This is a genomic window from Escherichia sp. HH41S (genome assembly GCF_009820115.1).
GTDB lineage: Bacteria > Pseudomonadota > Gammaproteobacteria > Enterobacterales > Enterobacteriaceae > Escherichia > Escherichia coli_F.
In genome coordinates, this window is the sequence record NZ_VNXE01000086.1 from 174,480 (window position 1) to 199,445 (window position 24,966).

29 protein-coding genes and 1 pseudogene are annotated in these 24,966 nt (G+C 39.7%); 12 read left to right on the plus strand and 18 right to left on the minus strand.

The genetic code is table 11. The features are described 5' to 3' along the window. Positions 1 to 6 precede the first annotated feature (6 nt). Complete coding sequence (lysA, locus tag FQZ95_RS16800; RefSeq protein WP_160530444.1) at positions 7 to 1,269, minus strand: diaminopimelate decarboxylase; 1,263 nt, start codon at positions 1,267 to 1,269, stop codon at positions 7 to 9. Positions 1,270 to 1,390: 121 nt separating this feature from the next. Here lysA and lysR point away from each other — a divergent pair, with 121 nt between their 5' ends. After that, on the plus strand, positions 1,391 to 2,326 hold the full coding sequence (gene lysR, locus FQZ95_RS16805) for a DNA-binding transcriptional regulator LysR (protein WP_032185040.1): 936 nt from the start codon (positions 1,391 to 1,393) through the stop codon (positions 2,324 to 2,326). Here the strand turns inward: lysR and ygeA are convergent. The 5 genes from ygeA to FQZ95_RS16830 form a co-directional block, all read right to left on the minus strand. Further along, positions 2,313 to 3,005 carry an amino acid racemase gene (gene ygeA, locus FQZ95_RS16810; RefSeq protein ID WP_000848650.1) on the minus strand — a complete coding sequence of 231 codons (693 nt, stop codon included), beginning with the start codon at positions 3,003 to 3,005 and terminating at the stop codon, positions 2,313 to 2,315. The two genes, lysR and ygeA, sit on opposite strands and share 14 nt — an antisense overlap. 128 nt (positions 3,006 to 3,133) lie before the next feature. After that, on the minus strand, positions 3,134 to 4,552 hold the full coding sequence (gene araE / locus FQZ95_RS16815) for an arabinose-proton symporter AraE (protein ID WP_000256438.1): 1,419 nt from the start codon (positions 4,550 to 4,552) through the stop codon (positions 3,134 to 3,136). Positions 4,553 to 4,866: 314 nt separating this feature from the next. Continuing rightward, the gene (gene kduD, locus FQZ95_RS16820; RefSeq protein ID WP_160530445.1) at positions 4,867 to 5,628 is read right to left on the minus strand and encodes a 2-dehydro-3-deoxy-D-gluconate 5-dehydrogenase KduD; all 762 of its coding nucleotides are present in this window, start codon (positions 5,626 to 5,628) and stop codon (positions 4,867 to 4,869) included. Positions 5,629 to 5,657: 29 nt separating this feature from the next. Then, positions 5,658 to 6,494, minus strand: coding sequence for a 5-dehydro-4-deoxy-D-glucuronate isomerase (gene kduI, locus FQZ95_RS16825; protein ID WP_000383251.1), 837 nt, complete (start codon positions 6,492 to 6,494; stop codon positions 5,658 to 5,660). A 286-nt stretch (positions 6,495 to 6,780) separates the two neighbouring features. Then, positions 6,781 to 7,962, minus strand: a complete 1,182-nt coding sequence (locus tag FQZ95_RS16830) for an acetyl-CoA C-acetyltransferase (RefSeq protein ID WP_000656039.1) — start codon at positions 7,960 to 7,962, stop codon at positions 6,781 to 6,783. A 254-nt stretch (positions 7,963 to 8,216) separates the two neighbouring features. Here FQZ95_RS16830 and FQZ95_RS16835 point away from each other — a divergent pair, with 254 nt between their 5' ends. From FQZ95_RS16835 to yqeJ, 4 genes and pseudogenes are all read left to right on the plus strand, one after another. Continuing rightward, positions 8,217 to 9,446, plus strand: coding sequence for an amino acid permease (locus FQZ95_RS16835; RefSeq protein ID WP_000065947.1), 1,230 nt, complete (start codon positions 8,217 to 8,219; stop codon positions 9,444 to 9,446). Positions 9,447 to 9,905: 459 nt separating this feature from the next. After that, a complete protein-coding gene (locus FQZ95_RS16840; protein ID WP_001305805.1) occupies positions 9,906 to 10,538 on the plus strand; it encodes a helix-turn-helix transcriptional regulator in 633 nt (210 codons plus the stop codon). Positions 10,539 to 10,871: 333 nt separating this feature from the next. Beyond that, complete coding sequence (locus FQZ95_RS16845; protein ID WP_088542177.1) at positions 10,872 to 11,681, plus strand: winged helix-turn-helix domain-containing protein; 810 nt, start codon at positions 10,872 to 10,874, stop codon at positions 11,679 to 11,681. Further along, positions 11,674 to 12,157 (plus strand): annotated as a pseudogene (gene yqeJ / locus FQZ95_RS16850) (protein YqeJ). The gene FQZ95_RS16845 and the pseudogene yqeJ overlap by 8 nt, the downstream one beginning before the upstream one ends. Positions 12,158 to 12,189: 32 nt before the next feature. Here the strand turns inward: yqeJ and FQZ95_RS16855 are convergent. Next, positions 12,190 to 12,270 carry a hypothetical protein gene (locus tag FQZ95_RS16855; protein ID WP_072132081.1) on the minus strand — a complete coding sequence of 27 codons (81 nt, stop codon included), beginning with the start codon at positions 12,268 to 12,270 and terminating at the stop codon, positions 12,190 to 12,192. Positions 12,271 to 12,305: 35 nt separating this feature from the next. After that, positions 12,306 to 12,731 carry a protein YqeK gene (gene yqeK / locus FQZ95_RS16860; protein WP_160530446.1) on the minus strand — a complete coding sequence of 142 codons (426 nt, stop codon included), beginning with the start codon at positions 12,729 to 12,731 and terminating at the stop codon, positions 12,306 to 12,308. Positions 12,732 to 13,161: 430 nt separating this feature from the next. Here yqeK and FQZ95_RS16865 point away from each other — a divergent pair, with 430 nt between their 5' ends. From FQZ95_RS16865 to FQZ95_RS16885, 5 genes are all read left to right on the plus strand, one after another. Next, the gene (locus FQZ95_RS16865; RefSeq protein WP_039020558.1) at positions 13,162 to 13,653 is read left to right on the plus strand and encodes a hypothetical protein; all 492 of its coding nucleotides are present in this window, start codon (positions 13,162 to 13,164) and stop codon (positions 13,651 to 13,653) included. Between the two features lie 225 nt (positions 13,654 to 13,878). Beyond that, a complete protein-coding gene (locus FQZ95_RS16870) occupies positions 13,879 to 14,370 on the plus strand; it encodes a tetratricopeptide repeat protein (protein WP_000102383.1) in 492 nt (163 codons plus the stop codon). A 334-nt stretch (positions 14,371 to 14,704) separates the two neighbouring features. After that, a complete protein-coding gene (gene ygeH / locus FQZ95_RS16875) occupies positions 14,705 to 16,081 on the plus strand; it encodes a HilA family transcriptional regulator YgeH (protein ID WP_000362672.1) in 1,377 nt (458 codons plus the stop codon). Positions 16,082 to 16,247: 166 nt separating this feature from the next. Beyond that, a complete protein-coding gene (locus tag FQZ95_RS16880; protein ID WP_000184104.1) occupies positions 16,248 to 16,466 on the plus strand; it encodes a hypothetical protein in 219 nt (72 codons plus the stop codon). An 83-nt stretch (positions 16,467 to 16,549) separates the two neighbouring features. After that, complete coding sequence (locus FQZ95_RS16885) at positions 16,550 to 17,053, plus strand: lytic transglycosylase domain-containing protein (protein WP_160530447.1); 504 nt, start codon at positions 16,550 to 16,552, stop codon at positions 17,051 to 17,053. 17 nt (positions 17,054 to 17,070) lie between these two features. Here the strand turns inward: FQZ95_RS16885 and FQZ95_RS16890 are convergent, their stop codons facing one another. The 7 genes from FQZ95_RS16890 to FQZ95_RS16920 form a co-directional block, all read right to left on the minus strand. Then, a complete protein-coding gene (locus FQZ95_RS16890; RefSeq protein WP_000516283.1) occupies positions 17,071 to 17,703 on the minus strand; it encodes a LuxR C-terminal-related transcriptional regulator in 633 nt (210 codons plus the stop codon). Between the two features lie 222 nt (positions 17,704 to 17,925). Continuing rightward, the gene (locus FQZ95_RS16895; RefSeq protein WP_160530448.1) at positions 17,926 to 18,633 is read right to left on the minus strand and encodes a hypothetical protein; all 708 of its coding nucleotides are present in this window, start codon (positions 18,631 to 18,633) and stop codon (positions 17,926 to 17,928) included. After that, positions 18,575 to 19,156: a type III secretion apparatus protein OrgA/MxiK gene (locus FQZ95_RS16900; RefSeq protein WP_001389479.1), complete on the minus strand. Its 582-nt coding sequence runs from the start codon at positions 19,154 to 19,156 to the stop codon at positions 18,575 to 18,577. The genes FQZ95_RS16895 and FQZ95_RS16900 overlap by 59 nt, the downstream gene beginning before the upstream one ends. A gap of 15 nt (positions 19,157 to 19,171) precedes the next feature. Then, positions 19,172 to 19,906, minus strand: coding sequence for an EscJ/YscJ/HrcJ family type III secretion inner membrane ring protein (locus FQZ95_RS16905; protein ID WP_000875228.1), 735 nt, complete (start codon positions 19,904 to 19,906; stop codon positions 19,172 to 19,174). After that, on the minus strand, positions 19,903 to 20,235 hold the full coding sequence (gene sctI, locus FQZ95_RS16910; protein ID WP_000116717.1) for a type III secretion system inner rod subunit SctI: 333 nt from the start codon (positions 20,233 to 20,235) through the stop codon (positions 19,903 to 19,905). Before sctI ends, FQZ95_RS16905 begins: the two co-directional genes overlap by 4 nt. Positions 20,236 to 20,254: 19 nt before the next feature. Beyond that, positions 20,255 to 20,494 (minus strand): type III secretion system needle complex protein, encoded by a 240-nt coding sequence (locus FQZ95_RS16915; protein ID WP_000796272.1) that lies wholly within the window; start codon positions 20,492 to 20,494, stop codon positions 20,255 to 20,257. A gap of 13 nt (positions 20,495 to 20,507) precedes the next feature. Continuing rightward, entirely contained in the window at positions 20,508 to 21,689 is a 1,182-nt protein-coding gene (locus tag FQZ95_RS16920; RefSeq protein ID WP_001354949.1) for a PrgH/EprH family type III secretion apparatus protein, read from the minus strand. A gap of 258 nt (positions 21,690 to 21,947) precedes the next feature. On the opposite strand from FQZ95_RS16920, the gene FQZ95_RS16925 reads away from it, so the two are divergent. Beyond that, positions 21,948 to 22,448, plus strand: a complete 501-nt coding sequence (locus tag FQZ95_RS16925) for a helix-turn-helix transcriptional regulator (RefSeq protein WP_160530449.1) — start codon at positions 21,948 to 21,950, stop codon at positions 22,446 to 22,448. Between the two features lies 1 nt (position 22,449). Beyond that, positions 22,450 to 22,743, plus strand: a complete 294-nt coding sequence (locus tag FQZ95_RS16930) for an invasion protein (protein WP_000060687.1) — start codon at positions 22,450 to 22,452, stop codon at positions 22,741 to 22,743. Positions 22,744 to 22,812: 69 nt separating this feature from the next. Here FQZ95_RS16930 and FQZ95_RS16935 read toward each other — a convergent pair whose 3' ends face one another. The 3 genes from FQZ95_RS16935 to FQZ95_RS16945 are packed head-to-tail and all read right to left on the minus strand — an operon-like array spanning position 22,813 to position 24,963. Next, the gene (locus FQZ95_RS16935; RefSeq protein WP_001284723.1) at positions 22,813 to 23,925 is read right to left on the minus strand and encodes an EscU/YscU/HrcU family type III secretion system export apparatus switch protein; all 1,113 of its coding nucleotides are present in this window, start codon (positions 23,923 to 23,925) and stop codon (positions 22,813 to 22,815) included. A gap of 8 nt (positions 23,926 to 23,933) precedes the next feature. Beyond that, positions 23,934 to 24,701 (minus strand): type III secretion system export apparatus subunit SctT, encoded by a 768-nt coding sequence (gene sctT / locus FQZ95_RS16940; RefSeq protein ID WP_000503296.1) that lies wholly within the window; start codon positions 24,699 to 24,701, stop codon positions 23,934 to 23,936. A gap of 1 nt (position 24,702) precedes the next feature. After that, a complete protein-coding gene (locus tag FQZ95_RS16945) occupies positions 24,703 to 24,963 on the minus strand; it encodes an EscS/YscS/HrcS family type III secretion system export apparatus protein (protein WP_000341004.1) in 261 nt (86 codons plus the stop codon). Positions 24,964 to 24,966: the final 3 nt, after the last annotated feature.

Sequence of the window (24,966 nt, forward strand, 5' to 3'; positions counted from 1 at the left end):
CCGCAGTTAAAGCAATTCCAGCGCCAGTAATTCTTCAATGGTCTGGCGTCGGCGAATCAACCGCGCCTGACCATTATCAAACAGAACTTCTGGTAACAGCGGACGGCTGTTGTAGTTGGATGACATTGATGCGCCATATGCCCCCGTATCATGCAGTACCAGATAATCACCCGCCTTCACTTCCGGCAAGGCGCGGGTTTCAACATTTCCCCCTTCCTGCTGGGTAAAGACATCGCCCGATTCACATAACGGCCCGGCGACGACGGTTTCCACCGTTGGTGCGTGTTCCAGAGAACGACCATCAGATGCCAGGGCACTGATATGGTGGTAACTACCGTACATTGCCGGGCGCATCAGATCGTTGAACCCGGCATCAACCAGCACAAAGTGGCGGCTACCCATTTGTTTGACGCTCCGCACTTGAGTAATTAATACGCCAGCCTGCGCTACCAGAAAGCGACCCGGTTCAATTTCCAGTTTCACAGGATGGCCCAAATGGCGGGCGATTTGCTCACGCGCGGCATTCCACAGACCATAATAATGTTCGGTATCAACCGCCTCTTCACCCTGTTGATAAGGAATAGAAAGCCCACCGCCCGCAGAAATAGCCTGTAAATCCTGACCGAATTCGAGGACCTGACGCACCATAGCACCACATACCTGTTCCAGATGGGCATAATCAACGCCAGAACCAATATGCATGTGAACACCGACCAGCTGCAAATGATGACGTTGTATCACGTCCAGTGCGGCGGGCAGATCGGTGTACCAGATACCGTGCTTGCTGTTTTCGCCACCGGTATTGGTTTTTTGGCTATGCCCGTGACCAAACCCCGGATTAACACGCAGCCATACCCGATGCCCTGGCGAAACCTGACCCAGTTGGTCGAGCATATCAACAGAACCCGCATTCACCGGAATTTGCAATTCACTGACGCGTTCAAGCGTCGCTTGATCGATAACATCTGCCGTAAAAACAATATCATCGGGGTGCGTTTGCGGATTGTAACCCGCCACCAGTGCACGCTCTATTTCGCCTAACGAGACGGAATCCACTTTTACGCCCTGCTCACGCATTAAGCGCAAAATATGAATATTGGAACAGGCTTTCTGTGCAAAGCGCACCACATCAAACTGTTTCAGCGCTGCAATCTGCCGACGAATAATTTGCGCATCGTAGACCCACACCGGGCAGCCAAATTCTGCGGGCAAACGCAGCAGATTTTCGGCGGTGAGGTCGGTATCGGTGCTGAACAGTGAATGTGGCATAACAAACTCCAGATAAGTGCTTTTTTATGATTACGCCACATCATAAAAAGAATAAAAAATATCGATTTATGTCGAGTCTATGCAAAAATGATATGGATTACCGGATTACGAGAGAGCGCTAATGGCCGCCGTTAACTTACGTCATATTGAAATTTTTCATGCGGTAATGACCGCCGGAAGCCTGACTGAGGCGGCACACCTGCTACACACCTCACAGCCAACCGTCAGCCGCGAACTGGCGCGCTTTGAGAAGGTGATCGGGCTGAAATTGTTTGAGCGCATACGTGGACGATTACATCCTACCGTGCAAGGACTGCGTCTGTTTGAAGAAGTGCAACGATCCTGGTACGGACTGGATCGCATTGTCAGTGCCGCAGAAAGTCTGCGCGAGTTTCGCCAGGGAGAACTGTCTATTGCCTGCCTGCCGGTCTTTTCGCAATCTTTTTTACCGCAGCTCCTGCAACCCTTTCTGGCACGTTATCCCGATGTCAGCTTAAATATCGTGCCCCAGGAATCACCGCTACTTGAAGAGTGGCTCTCGGCCCAGCGTCATGATTTAGGACTCACCGAGACGCTCCATACGCCTGCGGGAACAGAACGTACCGAATTACTCTCTTTAGATGAAGTATGTGTGTTACCCCCGGATCATCCGCTGTCAGCAAAAGAGATATTAACGCCGGAAGATTTTCAGGGTGAGAACTACATCAGCCTTTCCCGTACTGACAGCTATCGCCAGTTGCTGGATCAATTGTTTACTGAGAATCAGGTTAAACGACGCATGATCGTAGAAACCCACAGCGCCGCGTCAGTCTGCGCAATGGTACGGGCGGGGGTAGGTGTTTCGGTGGTTAACCCGCTCACCGCACTGGATTATGCGGCAAGCGGTTTAGTAGTGCGGCGGTTCAGTATTGCGGTTCCGTTCACCGTCAGCCTGATCCGCCCCCTGCACCGCCCGTCATCAGCGCTGGTTCAGGCGTTTAGTGAGCATTTACAAGCGGGATTACCGAAACTGGTCACTTCTCTTGACGCTATTTTGTCGTCAGCTACGACAGCATAAAAGCGACAGCATCCTCGGCATGGATCGCCGCGGTATCAAACACAGGCAGAACACTGCGCTCGTCTGGCACCAGTAAACCAATTTCCGTACAGCCAAAAATGACACCCTGTGCGCCCTGTTCTGCAAGGCGAGCAATCACTTGCGCATAATAAGTGCGTGACGCTTCGGTAAATTGCCCCAGACACAGTTCTTCAAAAATAATCTGATTAATTTTCGCCCGTTCATCCGCTTCAGGAATGAGACAGTTGATGGAAAATTGTTCCGTCAGCCGCCCGCGATAAAAATCCTGTTCCATGGTGTAACGTGTACCCAGCAGCGCCACACGAGTCATCCCAGCCCGGATAATTGCACGTCCAGTGGCATCCGCTATATGTAAGAAAGGCAGAGAGCAACGAGACTCAATGGCATCCGCCACTTTGTGCATCGTATTGGTACATAACACAATGCCTTCTGCGCCCGCCCGCTGTAAGCCAAGCGCCGCCTCAGCCAGAATATCCCCGGTTTTGTCCCACTCGCCGCGACGCTGGCACTCTTCTATTTCATGAAAATCGACGCTATGTAGCAGCACTTGCGCAGAGTGAAGCCCACCAAGCCGCTGTTTAATACCTTCATTAATCAGACGATAATAAGGAATAGTGGATTCCCAACTCATTCCTCCCAGCAAACCAATTGTTTTCATTCCTCTCTCCTGATGTGTGTTACCGCAACAAGGCTGAATAAGGAACGAGACAAACGCCTCAACGGCCAGGTGCCCAATCTCTATTAACGAAAAAAGGGCCGGATGTACAGCACATCCGGCCCGTGAAATCAGACGCCGATATTTCTCAACTTTTCGCCTGCCATCAGTTTGCGTTCGATATGTTCCAGCGTGACATTTTTGGTTTCCGGAATGAGCCAGAAAGTGATGCCCACAAACGCAATGTTCAGCGCAGTGTAGAGCCAGAACGTACCTGCCGCACCTATGCTATCGAGCAGAGTCAGGAAGGTCGCGCCGATAATCATATTCGACACCCAGTTTGTCGTCGTCGAACAAGTGATGCCAAAATCGCGGCATTTCAGCGGCTGAATTTCAGAGCACAGGATCCACACCACTGGCGCGGCGCTCATCGCATAACCGGCAATACACATCATCGTCATGCCAACAGAGAGCCAGGACAAGCCACTGGAAGCCGTACCGTTATCAAACTGCATCAGGCAATAGCCCAGCACCAGAGTGCCTAACGCCATCACGCTGAAACCAATTTTCAGAGCCGGTTTACGCCCTGCTTTATCTACCGTAAAGACCGCAATGAAGGTGGCGAACATAAAGGTCAGCCCTACGACCAGAGTCGCAATCATCTGTTGTTCTGTGGTCGTAAAGCCCGCCATTTTGAAGATACGCGGCGCGTAGTACATGATGATGTTCATACCGGTAAACTGCTGCATCGCCTGCAACAACATACCGAGAAACACAGCACGACGGACGTTACGGTTGATCTTAAACAGTGCCCAACCGCCCTGTTTTAACTTCAGGCTTTCACGAATTTCGTTGAGTTCTTCTCGCGCTTTTTCCGACGTATCGCGCAGCATACGCAACACTTCTTCCGCCTCAATATGACGCCCCTTTTCCGCCAGCCAGCGCGGGCTATTTGGCAGGAAGACCACCAGAATAATCAGCAGGACTGCTGGTAAAGCAAGAACCCCCAACATTGCGCGCCAGTTACCGCTATAACTGAACGCTGTATCGGATAAAAACGCCAGCACGATGCCGAGTGTGACCATCAACTGGTACATACTGATCATCTTACCGCGAACGTTTTCACTTGCCATTTCAGAAAGATACAGAGGAGCGGTGTAAGACGCGATCCCGACAGCAATGCCCAGCACCACACGAGCGGCGATTAACATCTCTACGCTGGTCGCAAAAGCGGACCCTATCGAACCGAGCACAAAAAGGATAGCCCCCGCCATCAGGCTGTATTTACGCCCCAGGCGGAACGACAGCCACCCATTAAACAGCGCACCAATTGCTGCGCCGAGCATCATGCTACTAACCACCCATTCCTGCAAACGGCTGGTCAGCACAAAGTGATCGGTAATGAACGGCAAGGCTCCGGCGATTACGCCGATATCAAGACCAAATAACAATCCTGCGACCGCAGCAGCTACCGAAACAAACATATTCATACGCCGCGTATCCCGCAAAGAACGTGGCGTTAAAGCAGATTCCGTATTGATAGTAACCATTTTTTCCTGCCAGCAGAGAGTAAGACATAGTGAAAAAATACGTGAACAATTCAAACAGGTGTCAGGTCGGAAATAGCATAAATATGGATTAAATTGCTGCGACATGTCGTTATGTGATGGATATTCCAATTTTCAAATTAAGTTGAATTATTGAGATTATTATTAACCAACTAATTTTAAAGCAGATAAAATTCATAAAGTTCACTAATTGATAATTGATATGGATTATTTCATAACCATGATATGGATTATGATGATCTACAGGTATAAAAAACCCTGCCATGCGGCAGGGTCATAAAAGTAAGAAGAATGGATTAACGAGCCAGCCAACCGCCATCCACGGCAATGGTATAACCATTCACATAATCTGAAGCACTGGAGGCAAGAAACACTACCGGCCCCATCAGGTCACTCGGCAGTCCCCAACGGCCAGCTGGAATGCGGTCGAGAATTTCCTCGCTACGTTGTTCATCTGCCCGTAGTTGTTGAGTATTGTTGGTCGCCATGTAACCCGGAGCTATCGCATTAACATTAATGTTGTGTTTAGCCCATTCATTCGCCATCAATCGCGTCACGCCCATCACGCCGCTTTTTGATGCGGTATAAGAAGGCACACGGATCCCGCCCTGGAAGGAGAGCATTGACGCAATATTGATAATCTTGCCGCCATTGCCTTGTGCGATAAAGTGTTTCGCCGCTGCCTGAGACATGAAGAATACGCTCTTGATATTCAGGTTCATGACATCGTCCCAGTCTTTTTCGCTGAACTCGAGAGCATCTTCGCGCCGAATCAATCCGGCGTTATTCACCAGGATATCAATATGACCAAACTCAGCTACCGCGCGATCCAGCAGTCCAGGAATATCATCAATCTTTCGCAGATCGGCGGTCAGGCTTAAAAAACGACGCCCCAGCGCCGTGACCTGCTTGATGGTTTCAGTCGGTTCAACGATGTTAATGCCAACAATGTCACAGCCCGCTTGCGCCAGCCCCAACGCCATCCCCTGACCCAGTCCAGTATCACAACCAGTGACGACCGCAACTTTACCTTCGAGAGAAAATGCACTTAAAATCATAACAATACCTTATTCGTTTATGCCCACAACTAGCGCAAATCTTTAACGGCCACATGGTCCATATCATCAAAGACCTGGTTTTCACCGACCATGCCCCAGATAAAGGTATAAGCTTTGGTTCCGACACCGGAATGGATCGACCAGCTCGGGGAGATCACCGCCTGCTCGTTATGCATCACAATATGACGCGTTTCTTGCGGCTGCCCCATCATGTGGAAAACGCAGGCGTCATCATCCATATTGAAATAGAAATAAACTTCCATCCGGCGCTCGTGGGTGTGACACGGCATGGTGTTCCACAAGTTACCCGGAGCCAGCTCCGTCAGCCCCATACTCAATTGGCAGGTTTCCAGCACATCCGGGACAAAATATTTGTTAATCGTGCGACGGTTGCTGGTGAGGTTATCGCCTAACGTGACTGGAGATACTTCGTCCGGTGTGACTTTTTTGGTGGGATACGTCGTATGCGCAGGTGCGCAATTGTAATAAAACTTCGCCGGAGTAGCGGTATCAATACTGGCAAAGACAACTTCTTTTGCGCCTTTACCAACATACAGGGCTTCGCGGTGACCGATTTCATAGCATTGACCATCGACGGTAATCGTACCGGCACCGCCAATATTGATAACACCTAGCTCGCGACGTTCCAGGAAATAGCTTACCCCGAGTTGTTTACCAACTTCCCCGCCAACGGAAACCGTTTTAGTTACCGGCATAATGCCGCCAACAATAATACGGTCAATGTGGCTGTAAACCATGGTGTACTCATCGGCGACAAATACCTTTTCAACCAAAAATTCATTGCGCAACCCCTGGGTATCCAGCGTTTTTGCATGCGCACTGTGGATGCTCTGTCTTACGTCCACATCAACCTCCGATAATCAGTGAAGCGTGAAAATAGAAAACGATAGTGAAACGCTGTTTCGTTTTCTCTATAAGGGGATGATATGCCCACGGGATAGGGTTTTCAATTAAAAATAAAACAATGTTTCATTTTTAAGGTAAGGACTGAAAAAAGTGCAGTGTCGATCACGAATATGTCATGAGAATGGAAAAATCAGGGAGCCCTGAAAATGTATGTCGACTCGCCAGCCACCATTATTCAACAGATTAATGACGGCTGATATTTATCGGTAAGGAGGAAATGCAGAGCTATTCGTCACGTTCAATGGTCAATGCCACGCCCTGGCCCCCGCCGATACAAAGCGTAGCCAGTCCTTTGCGGGCATTACGTTTCACCATTTCATGAACCAGAGAAACCAGGATTCGGCAACCGGACGCGCCTATTGGGTGACCGAGCGCGATCGCGCCACCATTAACATTGACCCGACGCTCATCCCATTCAAGCATCTTGCCAACCGAAAGCGCCTGAGCAGCAAACGCTTCATTAGCCTCAATAAGATCGACATCAGCCAACTGCCAGCCGACACGTTCCAGGCAACGGCGTGTCGCATACACCGGCGCAATGCCCATTAATGCCGGATCTACACCAACGCTGGCAAATGCGCGAATGCGGGCAAGCACGGGTAAATTCAACGCTCGCGCTTTGGCTTCGCTCATCATCATTACCGCAGCTGCGCCATCGTTTATGGATGATGCATTACCCGCTGTCACAGAACCGAGACTATCAAATGAAGGATTTAAACGGGCCAAGCCTTCTGCACTGGCGTCAGTGCGTGGCTGTTCATCGGTATCAACAACCAACGCCTGACCGTTACTTTGGGTCATTACCGGGACGATTTCATCTTTAAATCGTCCGGCGTCAATCGCCGCTCGCGCTTTTTGTTGCGAGCTAAGTGCGTAAGCATCCTGCAACTGACGGCTGATGCCATATTCGCGAGCCAGATTTTCGGCGGTGACACCAATATGATAATCATTGAAGGCATCCCACAAGCCGTCATGCACCAGACTATCAACCAACTGGCTATTGCCAAGCTGTGCACCGGTGCGGCTATCTGTAAGAACGTGTGGTGCGCGGCTCATGTTTTCCTGGCCACCGGCGATGACAATATCCGCCTCGCCACACTGGATCGCCTGAGTAGCCAGATGCAGTGCTTTAAGCCCGGAACCGCAAACGTCATTAATAGTGATTGCAGAAACGCTGTTAGGAAGACCACCTTTAATAGCCGATTGCCTTGCCGGATTCTGCCCTGCCCCTGCAGTCAACACCTGACCAAGAATCACTTCATCCACCGCATATGCAGAAACACCGGTACGTTCTATTAACGCTTTCACGACCAGGCTGCCAAGTTCCACGGCGGAATGACCCGCTAACGCACCACGAAAACAGCCGATAGGTGTCCGTAACGCCCCGACAATCACAACGTCTTTCATCACAACCTCGCACCAATTAACAGTGCAATAGTAAATGATTGTTAATTACAGTTATCTTAATTGTTTAAAAAAAGTGATTTTTATCACAAAGGAAATACGCCTGACCAGCAGTCAGAGACATAACTGGCACGTAAGGTTTGCAACCACTAACCCACCAATAGAGAGGTAGAAAGGGCGTTAATCTCCCATACTTAACCTGGTTTATGGTAAATTGCCCTCCATTTTGTTTAATTTGTAGATGATACGTTCAGATAATGTCTAATATTTGGTCAAAAGAAGAAACTCTGTGGAGTTTCGCGCTCTACGGCACAGCCGTTGGTGCAGGCACGCTCTTCCTTCCTATTCAGTTAGGTTCGGCAGGGGCTGTGGTCCTGTTTATTACTGCTCTGGTCGCCTGGCCTTTAACATATTGGCCACATAAAGCCTTATGCCAATTCATCCTCTCATCAAAAACATCAGCAGGTGAAGGAATAACGGGCGCGGTAACACACTACTATGGCAAGAAGATTGGTAATCTGATTACCACGCTGTACTTCATCGCCTTTTTTGTCGTCGTGTTGATATATGCCGTGGCAATTACCAACTCACTTACGGAACAGCTGGCAAAGCATATGGTTATTGATCTTCGCATCCGTATGTTGGTGAGTCTGGGTGTTGTATTAATCCTGAATCTCATTTTTCTGATGGGACGCCATGCCACTATTCGGGTAATGGGATTTTTGGTATTCCCATTGATTGCCTATTTCCTATTTCTATCTATTTACCTGGTCGGTAGTTGGCAACCTGATCTATTAACTACCCAGGTAGAGTTCAATCAGAATACCCTTCACCAGATATGGATATCGATTCCCGTGATGGTTTTCGCCTTTAGCCATACGCCCATTATTTCTACGTTTGCCATAGACAGACGTGAAAAATATGGCGAACACGCTATGGATAAATGCAAAAAAATTATGAAAGTCGCTTATCTCATCATCTGCATAAGTGTATTGTTCTTTGTCTTTAGCTGCCTGCTTTCTATTCCACCTTCGTATATTGAAGCGGCTAAAGAAGAAGGGGTTACCATTTTATCGGCACTTTCTATGCTGCCGAACGCCCCAGCATGGTTGTCAATTTCCGGGATTATTGTCGCAGTAGTTGCGATGTCGAAATCATTCCTGGGTACGTACTTTGGCGTTATTGAAGGTGCCACGGAGGTCGTCAAAACAACACTACAGCAGGTTGGTGTAAAGAAAAGTCGTGCATTTAACCGCGCACTATCAATTATGTTGGTATCGCTCATTACCTTCTTTGTTTGTTGCATTAACCCGAACGCGATTTCGATGATTTACGCGATCAGCGGCCCGCTCATTGCCATGATACTTTTCATCATGCCTACGCTGTCAACATATCTCATCCCGGCGCTTAAACCCTGGCGTTCCATCGGAAATCTGATTACGCTGATCGTGGGTATCCTGTGCGTATCGGTAATGTTCTTTAGCTAATATCCGTTGTGAATGGTTCAAAATTGCTACAATTTTGAACCATTCCAGTTTTCATAATGTTCATTTGTTATTATTCCGCTCTATCACTTCTCTCGTCATATCGTAGTATTATCAGTTAGTTAAACACACAAAGAGATCTGAACATCTTAAATAAGACTATTTAAGATGCATAACTTAGATTCGCAAGATATCTTCTGGTCATTCAAAAACAATTTGCGATATAGATATTCTTATACCATGAGATAGTTATCTGAACCGTTCTCAACCATGCAAGATTAAATCAGTGAAACATAATCATATTTGATAACGAGAAATGCATTTTTAAATGCCTTACTCAGAATTATAGCAAATACAGATTAATCGCAATTTTTCCCAGCAAAATTACAAAATCATGGTGTATTGACATCATCAATAACCAATGAAATTATGCAATTATATACGGATAGGGAGGTTCTTAACATGGGGCTTTGTAGTCGTTATAAAAGTCTTACATGCAATAGTTGCTCAATGCATTGCCAAATAATGCCAGAAGAGTCACCGCGTTTGCAGTATTGCGCAAACTCGTGTTTTTGTATGTGGCCCGAAGAAAGTTCATATTTTAATCGTGGTGTGGTGGAAGGTATCTTAACAAAAAACCACAATGCGAGATTAAGCGGATATATTTTTGTCGATTTTTCAGTAAGTTTTTTACGTCTATTCCTTGAAAAAGACTGGATTGACTATCTTGCAAGTACTGACATGGGGATTGTTTTAGTCAGCGACCGCAATATGCAATCGTTAGCTAACTACTGGCGAAAACACAACTCTGCAATATCTGCTGTCATATATAATGATGATGGTCTTGATGTTGCCAATGAAAAGATCAGACAACTATTTATTGGTCGTTATTTATCATTTACCAGAGGGAACACATTAACTCAGATGGAATTCACCATAATGGGGTATATGGTTTCTGGTTATAATCCATATCAGATTGCTGAAGTTCTGGATATGGATATCCGTAGCATCTACGCGTACAAGCAACGAATCGAAAAGAGAATGGGTGGTAAAATAAACGAGTTATTTATTCGTTCACATTCGGTCCAACATTGATACTCAACAATCTGCCAGAATCATACTCTGCTTATACGGGCATCTATTGAAATGCCCGTATTTTATAAATAAGCAGTAACCCCAAGAGTAAACAACATGGTATTTAAAACCATCACACGAAAAATTCAGAAGCATTACGAAATATGAATTTACAAACAATAGTGGCGTAAATGTTAATCATGTTAATTTACGTAAAGTTTTACGTTGCGACATTAAAGCCTCATTTCAATCATTATGATAAATATAAAATTAATATATATTTATGCCGTAAATACCAATATACTTAGCAAACTATGTGATTTCCATTTCGATTGATTTAGTGTCTATTGACGTATGTACTGGATTATTAACGATAATATCGAGTTCTGGCCTGAGCACCGAAAATTAATATCGGTACATAACGCCGATCTTAACGTCGTTCTGACAACGCCAGCCAGTCGTTGTTTATCACTTCTACTTGAAGCTTTTCCTGATGTGGTTGCACAACAAGATTTTTTCACCAGAGTCTGGGAAGAAGAAGGTATGCGTGTGCCAACTAACACGTTATATCAGAACATATCCATTATCAGACGCGGATTTCGCGCTGTTGGTGATACCACCCACTCGCTTATTGCAACCGTGCCGAGAAGAGGATTCAAGATTCATAATGACATTAACATACAAAATCATGCAATAAACTCTTCAACAGACGCACATACACACAATACCCCACCTGCCGTAAAAGGTAATGCGGGGTACAAAGAGAGCATTGGTAGCGCAAACAATTTCAATAACAAAATCCTCAAACATATAAAAAGTTATCTAATTATGTTGAGCATATTTGCTATAGGCGTATATTCTGCACATTGGCTATGGAATAATAATCAACCGAAGCCATTCTTCAAGGATTACAAGACTGTTGCGGAAATTAATGGCTGCCATTTTAATGTGACAGAAGATACAATTGATGGGTTGAAAGAGTTCGATAAATATAAGACACGGATACTGGATTCGGGGATTAACTGTAAAAAATATCCGTGGTTATACTTCCCTCTTGCAAAATCCTCACCAAGGATGATTGTTATGGCATGCAATAAAAATTATAACCAACATGAAGTGGCAGGCTGTTTAACCCTGTCTTACCGTGAGGTTAATCGTGATTGATTATAAAAAAAACTTATTATTTATTTTAGTTTTCATCAGTGGGTTTATTCTCTTCATTGTTTACTCTTATACTGCAGAAAAAATGATATATAATGAAACATGCACTGCAAATTGGGTAATTTTTAATGACAAGGGGCGAGCAAATCTTACCATCGACTTTATGTATAACCAAAAAAAATAAAACAGGAACTGTTGCGTTGAGCGGAACCTGGCAACAAGGCAACAGAGAAAGTAAATCAATACGGCGAAATATTGAATACACATGGATTGAAAACTATGACACAGCCCATTTAACATCAAAGAAAGTTAATAAATTTGAGATCATGGATCAAGTCGATGATGATAGACTTGCAGAACTTATTCCTGATTTTTATGTCTTTCCAGAAAAAAGTGTAAGCTATAATATACTAAAGCAAGGTAAGCATGCTTTTATTTTGAGTATTGGTAACAGAGCAATCATGCATTGTGCAAGGTAAACTTAAATAGATAACAAAAAGATGGAACCTCGTTAATCATAAAACAATAAAATTAAATATGCTTGTAGTATATGCCAGTATAAAGCATCAAAGTTTTGATCAACATCTTTCATTTTAGACATCACCTTGCAATGTAAAATATCATGTATCAACAACATCTGGTGCAAATCCATGAGTCGAACTCAACATTCATCTTAGCTCTATTATTATTCCTTCGTACAGTCGATGTAAACAATACAGAAAGAGGATTATTAAGAACCAGTTTACTTAGTGAATCAATAGAGGAAAGGACTAACGTTTCTTTAAAAGAATTGATTTCATCATCTGTTAAACTAAACTCATCATTGACAGATCGTGAGATATAACTGTTTTTAACTTTACTCTTTACGTTGACTTTACTGACAGAATTAACATTCACATATCTTGAATTTAGTGCCCATGATGTTGTTTGCGTGAGAACCTTCTCAGCATTAAGGATTTTTTTTAACGGAATCCTTGGTTTCTTTTTCGAGTCCGAATTTACAATATCATGCATATAGACCATTTCATGAATCTGCGAAAACTCAATGTCCATTATATACCTCACATTTTTACCGTGACTCGATGTTACTGTTCAATAATCACCTTCCATCAATACTAAATTTAATACCCCTAATGTGCCGATAACAAATATAGTCATTCTACGTAACGTCTCCATAAGGTGATAACCTTGATCAAATGAATTTCAAAAATAATAAAAGGAAATCTTTTGAGATGTTTGTCACGAATAAAGCTATTTATGTTACCAATATCATTTCGAGTGTGCACACTATCTATCTGTTTTTTCAGGATATAAAAAACAACATGTAAGTTATGTAAATTGCCGATGCTACTAAGTAACATTATGGTAAAAAAAGTAAAAATGAGCGATTTTTGATAGAATAAAGCATTAGAAAAGGTGATATTTGACATTATCAGAAGCTGCGAATTCGGATTTTGCTCTAATCAAATGAGAGAAATGTAAAATGAAGCCACGAAATATTAATAATAGCCTACCACTGCAACCATTAGTTCCTGATCAGGAGAACAAAAATAAGAAAAACGAAGAGAAATTCGTGAATCCAGTTAAAATTACGATGAGGTCTGGTTTAAATTATATTGAACAAGAATCTCTTGGAGGAAAATATCTAACACATGATTTGTCAATAAAGATAGCGGATATTTCTGAAGAAATAATTCAGCAAGCAATATTATCTGCTATGAGCATATATAAATTTCCGATAACAGATGATTTAATGAGTATGGCTACAAATGAACTCATAAAACTGGCCAAAATAGAGAATAATTTAGACCTGAATAAATTCTCTACTATATGCACCGACGTACTATCCCCCCTCGTCATCAGACATAATAAAGAAAAAAAACCAGACGACTTACTACCCTTCGCAAAAATCCCCTTTTTAATTTTCATCGAAAAAATGGAAATTGATAATATGAATCAAGGTCATGCATATTAAGGCATTTATGAAATATCGTAAATAAGATAACTAATAAGGTGAATATTAGAAAACAACTAATGACATTATTGGTTTATAGTGGTCAATATTTTTACTAATAATGAACCAATATACCCATAAGCAATGCAAGCTTAAAACTCATAATTCAAAAAAGATAAATACAAAAAAATTAATGAGTCAATCAATAATAATTTAGCATCACGAAACACATCACAGAGGAATATTATGAGCACAGATACACTTGAAATATTCAATAACAGTGATGAATGGGCAAGTCAACTAAAACACGCATTATCGCAAGGAGAAAATCTGGCATTACTACATGGATTGACTCCTGATATCCTTGATAGAATATATGCATATGCATTCGACTACCATGAAAAAGGTAATATAACGGACGCAGAAATTTATTATAAATTTCTGTGCATTTATGCGTTCGAAAATCATGAATATCTAAAAGGTTTTGCATCAGTATGCCAGTCAAAAAAGAAATATCAACAAGCATATGACCTTTACAAACTAAGTTACAATTACTCCCCGTATGATGACTATTCAGTTATTTATCGTATGGGTCAATGTCAAATTGGGGCTAAAAATATCGATAATGCAATGCAATGTTTCTATCATATTATTAACAATTGTGAGGATGAAAGTGTTAAGAGCAAAGCGCAGGCATATATTGAACTCTTAACTGATAATTCAGAAGATAATGGCTAAGCATTACAATCTTTTGGTTAAAATTGCTGGTTATAGTGCAGTTAACCACTATGACCAGCTTCTCTTATGTTTTCTTAAATCAACATCTTAAAACAGTTAAGAACACACTATAAATTATTATTTTTCAACGCGTTAGAGAACAATCTATTTTATCAAAATTGAATAAGGCTATTTCAGATTACATCACTGAATTCCTAAGATAAATTAGTGAACACAACCATAGATATGTCGAATGTAAACTCCTATAGCATTAATGACACATAAATATGAATAGCCACTATTTCTATTGCTTATGCAGGATGCAAGAAACCAATTTTTTCATAGAGGTTAACTAATGGACTTAGAAAATAAATTCTCATATCATTTTCTTGAGGGATTAACGCTCACGGAAGATGGAATTCTTACTCAAGGAAATGAGCAAATTTATATTCCACCGAAAGAGTTAGGAGTATTGATCGTATTACTTGAATCCGCTGGTCATGTTGTCCTGAAAGATATGATCATCGAATCAGTATGGAAAAATATTATTGTAAGTGACGAGTCCCTGACAAGATGTATCTATTCTTTGCGCTGCATTTTTGAAAAAATTGGCTATGATCGTTGCATAGAAACAATCTACCGGAAAGGTTATCGTTTCAGTGGACAGGTTTTCAAAACTAGAATAAATGAAGATAACACTTCAGACTATTCCATAGCTATATTTCCTTTCACCACTTCATTGAATACCCTGGATCCATTAATACTTAATCAGGAATTAGTGCAAAACATTTCAAATAAAAAAATCGAGGGCCTTTATACCTATCCGATGGCTGCGACAAATTTTTGTAATGATCACATATCGCAAAATTCATTTTTGAGAAGATTCAAGCCAGATTATTTCGTTACAGGAAGAATAAACCAGAATAACGCGGTGAAAACTTTATACATTGAACTGATCGACGCTAAAAATCTTTTCCTCATCGCCAGTAATCATCTTCCTGTTGATGAACTACATAACACATCACAATTTATTATAGATAATATCCTTCAAACGGTACATAATCCAGAGCGTTCTGTAAGATTAGCTAAACCGGATCAAGGTTACAAGAATCATTATTTATCAGATGAACTGTTGGCTGGTAAGAAAGAACTTTACGAGTTTACTCCTGAAAGCATTTACAGGGCTATGACTATATTTGATGGATTACAAAATAAAAGTGATATACAGACGCTAAAAACAGAATGTTATTGTCTGCTAGCGGAATGCCATATGTCTTTGGCACTTCATGGAAAATATGAACTTGAACTTGCTGCTCAAAAAGCATTAGAGCTTTTACATTATGTATCAGAAATAACCAATGTCGATGGAAAAATTTTAGCTATTATGGGACTGATAACTGGCCTGTCTGGACAAGCAAAAGTATCTCATATCTTATTTGAACAGGCGAAGATACACACAACTGATATAGCCTCTCTCTACTACTATAGAGCACTTGTCAACTTTCATAATGAAAGAATTGAAGAGGCAAGGATTTGTATAGACAAATCACTACAACTCGAACCCAGAAGACGAAAAGCAGTTGTGATAAAAGAGTGTGTAGATATGTATGTGCCTAACCCGCTCAAAAGCAACATGAAACTCTACTATAAAGAAACTTCGAGTGAAAGCCATCGAGTTATAATTGACAACATTTTGAAACTAAAGCAACTGACGAGAATTTGTATGCGATAAATCTTTATTGTCGCAATTTTATTGTTTAGATGTATGCAACTAGTTATTTAAGCAACAGAGATGAAAATATCTAAGATATTTACCTTATTGCAATATATATCAAATACTCTAGATTAAAAAGTATTGTGTATAGGCTATTGGCCTGGACAAATAAAAAGGGAACTTTATGACTAATCCAATCAATATGAATAATTTTTCTCAAAGTTTAAATATAGCAACTGCAACGGGTGATGAAGTAGTTTCATTAGATAAACACATCACCACCAGTGCTACTGATACAGATCAAATACAAGCATTTATAGTTTCAACATGGATGGCATCTTTTCAAAATGATATGTATTCGAAAGATAATCCTATCTCTCCTTACTATGAACTTGAATGGTAGACAATTGACCACTTAAATGTTTAACGAGATACTGATTACATTAGTATCTCGTTCCTTTCCTTCAATCCTACACATAAAAATATATGCGCTTACCCAAAGTTAAAATCTTATCCATCTTCATATTTTCTATATTAATTACAAAAATGTCTTTCGCCAGTAGCGCTTGCTTTAATGAAGCAGGATCAATTTTCAGAATCGAACCAAATTTGATCAAAGCTATCGCTCTTGTTGAAAGTAATTTAAAAAATGATAGCATCGGCAAGAACAGGGATAAGAAAAACAATATAATGAGTTTTGATTATGGTTTAATGCAGATAAACCAGATGCACATTCCCATGTTAAAAAAACGTGGAATAATAAAAGATGAACGAGATTTGTTAGATAACCCCTGTCTGAACATTAAAATAGGGACCGAGATTTTATATAATCATTTTTCACGTTGTGGGGTAACGTGGCAATGTCTGGGGACTTATAACGCGGGTTTTGCAATGGAAAACCAAAAAAAGAGGCTGCAATATGCAAAAAAAATATATGTTGTATATACCAGACTTAATGAAATAGACAAGCGTAAGGCTTTAGCAAAATGAGCCTAAAGCCTCTTTTTTTATATAGTGCAAACACCCATACGTAAAGCTGTTTTGATCAACTCGATACCACTGTGAACATCTAATTTCTTCATGATATTGAGTCTATGAGTTTCGACTGTTTTCCTGCTTAACTGCAAGAAATTAGCGATTTCTTTGTTTGTTTTTCCATCAGCTATGAGTTGTAGTATTTCAGACTCACGATTTGTAAGTTGATTATCAGAGGAATATCTTGAAGATATTTTTTCACAATCCATATGTACACTATCAAAATAAGTGTAACCATTACTAATCGAATCAATAGCGCGATTTAGTTTCGCCGGGTGACTGGTTTTCCATACGCATCCTTTCGCACCGGCTTCAAGCAATTTTATTGAATCAATATACGGCATTTTTGCTACAAATGTAATAATATGAGCATCTATTTTATGCGATTTAACCCATTTTATGAGTTCGGACCCCATCATTCCACCTGCAAATTCTCCTAAAATAAATATTTGGGCTGCAGATTTGTTACACTCCGCTATAGCTTTCTTCAGATCTTTATAGCCCCCAACAACCTCATATAAATCGGGATAATGTCCGAGAAATCCAATTATCCCATCAATCATAAACGGCTGCTGATCTGAAACTACAATTTTAATCTTTCCCATATATTCATCCTGAGTGTAAATGCTATAACGCATTCATTTATAATCATCCCTTCCATTATTATTATAAGCAAAATCCAAAGAATACATTGATGAAATAATAATGAAATATAATTAAAAATAAAATTTTTGTGTAAGCAAAATAAGACCAGTGTTGAAAAATCATTAGGCGTTTAAAATATTAGAATTAGATTATATTCAAGTCATTAAACTGGAGACAGTGATCTATAAGTCCTCTGGGTTCGTCAAATCAGAGTTATTTATAGCCAAAGAATCTATTTCACACATTCTTTCAACTAAATAATGTCTGGCATGTTCACAGATTTCATTAACCTTATCAGGGGAAAAACAGTGATTGCTAATTAAATATTGCTCACAATTATCCACAAATTCCTGCGGACTAAATTCAGCAATAAATTGATCTGTAAAAAAAATAAAACGTTTGTCATCATGATATGAAATATGGACATTCCATATTGACTTGTCGACAAAATATGACTCTACTTCAATAGACTTATCTTTGAAACTGGTAGGTATATAGAGATTTAAAGGGCCTGATATTGACGGTAATTTTGTTACCCAACTTTCAAAAAGTTTGATAAAAACTTCAACTTCCTCTGAAGATTTTAACAATATGCTCTTCAGATCGTTTATCATGTTTATTCTGTTTTTTTCTAATTCTGAGCTCAGCAAACTTATCAAGGGTATAAAATTATCCATCACATCAATAATGCCTTTCGCATAGCCATCATAATAACCTTGAATAACTTTTTCTTCTCTCTTTTCCTCAATACTCTGAATTTTTGCGGTGGTTTCAAGAAGGATCTGTTCTTTTAGAGAGACTATTTCTTTCAATCCATCAGAAATTATTCTTTTAATCACAACACCATTTGCAGGAGAGTTTATCAAGCTCATCTCTATTTTTTTTCGCATAAAATGTAATTCTCTCCAAAAGAGTAGACGCAAGTGGTAACGGCAATTGTATGTGGTCAACAAAATCAGGAAATAATAAATTAAATCGTTGCTGCATTGCCAACGGTTGTTGCCTTACATAGGGCAACAACGTTGAAAAACCACATGTGATGATATTCTGATAGTTAACGATGCCAGGTTTATATCGTGCCTTTTCATTTATTTCCACCGGTATCGCTGATAAATAATTCCTTAGCACATCAGGAACCTTGTAAAAAAATCCCCGTTCTGCAAACCTTTCTCGATAAAAGTGACAACCACTGAGTAAACAGATCAATGGAAATAATTTCCAATTGTTTATGTAGTAAATAAGTGAACTATTCAGACTGAAATGCTCAACTGAAAGATTGTACTGTAGGAGTATCATTTCATTGGTAATAGATCTAAGTACCGGATTGCTAATACGTGCATTATTCAAACTTACTCGTTGAGGATGAATATAACTAATTGGATCATATATAATCTTTCTTAGGGCAAGATTCATAACGTTCTCATATGTCTACTTATTTTTTAACCTGATTAAATTAGTTAGAATAGCCCTGTACTTCCATAACAGCCAGCAAGTCGCAATGGACATTAATGCAAGTAAGATAGAAACCGGCATAGTCTTATCATAAGCAAAAACAGGTTCGTTAATTTCATATGTTGGTGCTTGTTCAATAATATCTCTTCGTTTTGACAATACGACTGAAATATTCTCATATTGTACGCTTGCAAAGCTATTAACAATAAATCTCTTAATGTCATTTATTTTTATTTCTGGATTGATATCTTTTTCATATACAGCAAGTACAGAAATATGAATTGGTAAAGCAGTTTTGCCACTATCACCTGTATCAACATCGTAACTAACATGTACTCTTGAAGAAACAATGCCATCCATAATTTTGAGAGATTGCTCTAAACGCTGTTCAATAGCAGAATACAATCTTGCTTTTTCCGCTCGTGGAGAGGAAACGAGTGCATCTGCAGGGAACATCTGCGATATTTGAATATCAGGCTTACCCGGGAGATTGTAGATTTTTAGCCAATCCACCGCAGAAGCAAAATCCGTTGGTTCTACATAGATTGAAAATCCAGTTTTGCCTTGATCCTTCTTCTCAGCATTAATATTATGTCTTTGTAAAACAGCAAGGACATCATTAGCTTGCTGTTGATCAAGATGGTTCAGTAATTCCTGCTGCTTGCAACCGCACAACAGCAGGATAAACAAGAATAATGATATATATTTCATGAGCGAGTCAACGTCTCAACTGCAGCGACAATTTTTCTTGCTAATGTTCCCACCAATGAAACCTCGACATTATAATTAAGCACATGATCCTGCAAGACTAATAATTTTTCAGGAGTTAACCCCTTTTTATCAGACCTTAATGCTTGTAACGCATTTTGCTGCCAATTTTCAGTTTGTACCGCATAGTTAGCAAAAGCGGAGATCATTTTATCATCCGGGTTATCAAGATTGAGAACCCGGTCATTTAAATCAATAACTTTCGCTTGCTGTATTTCATGAGCAGTTGATTGCTCAGCTCTATCAATAGGTGGCATATTGCTTACTGACATAATAAAATCCTTATCCAGTTTAGCGGAAGTTTTGTATGATTGCCGAATCAAGATCTTTATACGCTTTTACAACGTTAGATTGCGCATTTCGATATAATGTATACTCAGCTAATGCACTCTGATATTCGGCAAGGAATTTCGGGTCGGAAGGATTGGTTGCTAAATCCTCCAACGCCTTTTCAACTTGTTGGTTAAGATCATCAACGCCCTGATCAAATTGTTTGCTGATATCCATAATATAACCATTCCAATCTGCCATAAGTCCTCCTCAATTATTCCTGAAATGTCCACTTGCTACCTTGAGACTTCTCGAATCGGTTATCTCCGTAGCTAAATGAACTATTATTTGTGTCCTGATTTTTCAAATTCACATTAAATCTTACATATTGTTTACCCCATTGTTTATAATATTCGTCAACATAATTATTAATTTTATTTAATTCACTGTCGCTTAACGTACCAATGATATTGAAATATACATTGTTAGCTGTTTTATATTTTTCATAAGAAAGACCTATTGCCGACAATGTTTCAATTGCCTGACTTTCCAATACATTATCATCTAATACCGCAATACTTATATTGCTGGCATATGGCATAGTTTGCAGTAATCCTTTAATAAGATTATCGATTAGTTGCTGTGTGATAGCATTCCGTTGCTTACTCACTGTCAGTCTTGGATTACTGGCATCTAATAGCTGTAGTTTAAAATATTGTAGATCTGGGAAATTATCAGCAAGCCATGAAAAAATTCGTATCGATTCATCATCAGGATTTATCACCCGTACTGGCTTTCCTGGTTGATTTTTTTCCAGTGCTTGTTTGACCCAGACAGCTTCATCCAAACTATTGGTATTGATATAGATGACATGATCCCTACCATATAAAATTTCATAATTTCTATTTTTGTTTACAAGAATTTTATCGATATGTCTCAGCTGCGGATCATTACTGGCATTAACAATATAAAAAGCTATAAAAATGATAGCAAAAAGAAAAAATAGCGTTACATATTTAAACAGCGTACTACTAAAGAAATGTTGTCTTGTTGAAGTAATGTTATTTTCAACAATACCTGGTATTGAATACTGCCAAACTTCATTTTTTCCTTTTACAGCAAATTTGAGGCCTAAAACTTCTATTTGCTGATTCAATGTTAACGTTCTATCTTCAGGTTCTTGTGCTGTTAATTCTCTGATTGTTACAACCAGATCAGGGTCGGTAGTGATTATTACCTCAAAACTGCCTGTAAGCTCTCCATAAGGAATGACTATCGTATTCTCTGGTAACTCAGAAAAAGAATCACTTCTTCCTAACGAAACATCATTACCAACGATAACGAGTACACGCCCATTAAGTATTTCATACTCGCATCCATTCAATGGTCCGCTCAATAAACGAATGGCATAAGATTCCAATAAGTCTTGTGATAAGAATTTATCATTATTTCCCATGAATACCACCCGCTAATTCCATAAGCTCTAGTTTAGAGTAGTGTAACAAGACGGAAATTTCATGATCAAATTATGATGACACACAATAAAAAGATTATAATTTTCGAGAACCATTTTAAATGCCTACATACATAACTTTATTTGCAATTTAAGGTATTCACCCTATTCCCTCATTGATATGCAAATATAACAATTACCATTATTTTAAATTTTACACGTAATATTTACCCTAAATGATTTTAGAGTGCAGGTTGGCATATGCAAGTCTTTTCCAGTGATGTCTACTTCACTGTAGGCACTAATGCATTATTAGCATCCCAAAAGGAATATTACAGCGATTTGGTTGCGTTGGTTGATCTTGGACATTCGTTCGTTGTTATTGATGAGCACCAACATCGAAATCTCAAACCAAATACAGAACCTGTAAACACCCTTTTGAGCAACAATTTCATCAGGATCAATAAGAATATTACATTATCTGATTTAACGCATTTCCTGGTTTCGAATCTTCATACACGAAATGTGTATTCCACTCAAGAACCACTTACCCATGATGAGATAGATATCCTGCGGTTATGTGTTTCTTATTCGTTAAAACAAATAGCCATTATCAAAGGAATTGATTATAAAACAGTATCATATCACAAAATAAGAGCCCTAAATAAACTTAACATAAAAGGTACTGTTGAGTTGTTTATAGCACTCTGTGAATGGGATAAACATTATTTTAAACTCCAATCTTGCATAAGAGAAAGTTGATATGTCATTAGTAAGATATAATAGTAAAATCATAATAACTGTCGCGCTGATATCGTTGCTCTCTGCATGCACCAGAGAAAATTCATTAAAGGATACTCAGAATAAAAGAAGTGGCGAATCTCAGGCGATAGTAGATGCAAGACAGTTCTTTAGCGAACACCCGGAATATATATCATCAGCAGAACTAGAGCAGAAACTATATCGCGAATTTGCACAGGTTACGACTGTTCCAGCTTATAAAGAGATGAGTATGTATCAATTGCTTGTCATTTCGCAAGATCGTTTAACACATTAAATAAGAATCTACACGCTTTTTGCGTGTAGATTCTTATAAATTTCCGACTATGATAGATGTTTAATTTTTTTAATTATTGTCTTTATTCTCACTTTTTGTGTCTTCACCTTCTTTGAATTTATCTTCTGAGGGGAGCAGTTCATCTGGAATAGGTTGTCCAGCATTCTCCACATCTTCAAGCCACAGCAGAAGACGCAAGATCTCATCTATATTTTCGAAGCTAACATAATCGTAGCGACGATGGGTAGCATAAATTTTTCGTGCTAATTTTTTATCTGTAATAATTGGTATTCCGATTTCTTTTGCATATTTCCTTACGGCTAATGCGACCTCATTAGTTTCTCTTACAGAAATCAATGGTATAGGTGACAGATGTGGCTTAAAGTATATCCCTATGGCAATGTGCGTAGGGTTGGCAATCATCAGACGGCTATTACTGACATCAGATTTCAATTGCTCTGACAGAATTTCTTGATGGCGTTCTCTGCGTTTAGACTTAATTTCTGGATTTCCTTCTTGTTCCTTGTATTCTCTTTTAACTTCTTGTTTATCCATTTTCATATCTTTCATAAATAAAAAATACTCAGCGATAAAATCAAATATTAGAACAATTATCATACTGCCAAGACAATATAGTATGAGAAGGAATAGCATCTCTCCCCAATCTGATAATAAAGATATGATATCTCCATCAAGAGTTTTAAAAAGCAGTGATTTATGGTTACTCCAAAATACTTTGATCGCCAATGCAAAAAAAATAATATAAAGTATTGCTTTGACAAATTCTTTTACGGTTTTTAAGCCAAATATACGTTTTAAGCCATTTACTGGATTTAATGAATCAAACTTAAACTTAATAGCTTCAGTTGCTAATTGCATTTTACTTTGAAACCATGAGACAAGTATTGTTGTAAACATGCAAACCAGCAAAAAAGGAATGATCGTTTTCAACCAACCTATCCCCATAGCTTTAAAATAGTCCCAAATATCCGGTTTAGCGTTATGATCAAGGATGTATTCAAGAATCGACATAATATGATGCACATCAAATACATATCCGAGATATAAAGTACCCACAAGCATTATTACAGAAACTGTTAAGTCTCTACTTTTTAGAATTTGCCCTTTTTTAGAAGCATCCTGGAGTTTCTTTTGTGTTGGCTTTTCAGTTTTATTTGCCATGAAACACTCTATTTATCAATGTATAATTGCAATTGTTCTGGGAAAAAGGATAACGGCATAACTCGTTCAGCGAGTATTGGGCCAAAATAAATAATTAATATTAAAAATGCCAGCGCACTTTTGACAGTCAGTGAGATGGCAAAAGCATTTAGTTGTGAAGCATAGCGTGCCAGCAATCCCAGGACAGCTTCACCGCCCAGCATAACCGCAATCACGGGGCTTGCGTAAACGATAGTATGAGTCATTATATTATTAATATATGAGAATAAAGGCTCTAATTTAGGAAAATTAAAATTTCCTGAAGGCCATAAGTTATAACTTTGCCATAGAGTCTCCAGAATAAAGTTCAATCCACCGTTAGTAAGATAAACTGCTGCAGAGAAAAGGTTAAATAATCTTGCTAATTCCGATGTATCGACACCTGTAGCCGGATCCAAAGTACTACTTAACGTTGCACCACGTTGGTTATCGATAAAGCTGCCTATAGCAAGGAAAATCCAAAATGGGGATGCTAATAAGCAAGCAATAAACAACCCTATGATAATTTCTCTGGCAGCAAACAAAGCGATATCTATTTCATTTAGGGTAGATAATTCATAGTGGTAATGCTGAACTAATGCACATGATACCACTATTATTATTGGATGGCGGACTACTGTTGGTATATTCCCACTGGCGAAAAATGGTAACAAATAGAAAGTTGGTGCCAATCGGCAAAAACCGAGCGCTGTAGCAGCCAGCAGACTATGCAACTGATAGAGTATCGCCTCCCCCATGCTATCCTCTCGCGAATGCTAAATTAAGCATTTCGATACCAAACGAATATAATTTTTCACCATACCATCCGCTCATTAAAAAAAAGCAAATACTTACGCACAATAATTTGACGCCAAATGGCAAAGTCTGTTCTTGCAACTGTGTTACCGTTTGAAAAAGCCCTACCAATAAACCAACAAATGTCGCAACTGCAATAGGTCCTGCAGACATAACTAAAATCAGATACAGCGCCCTATTCCCCGCAAAAACAATGTCGTCCATATT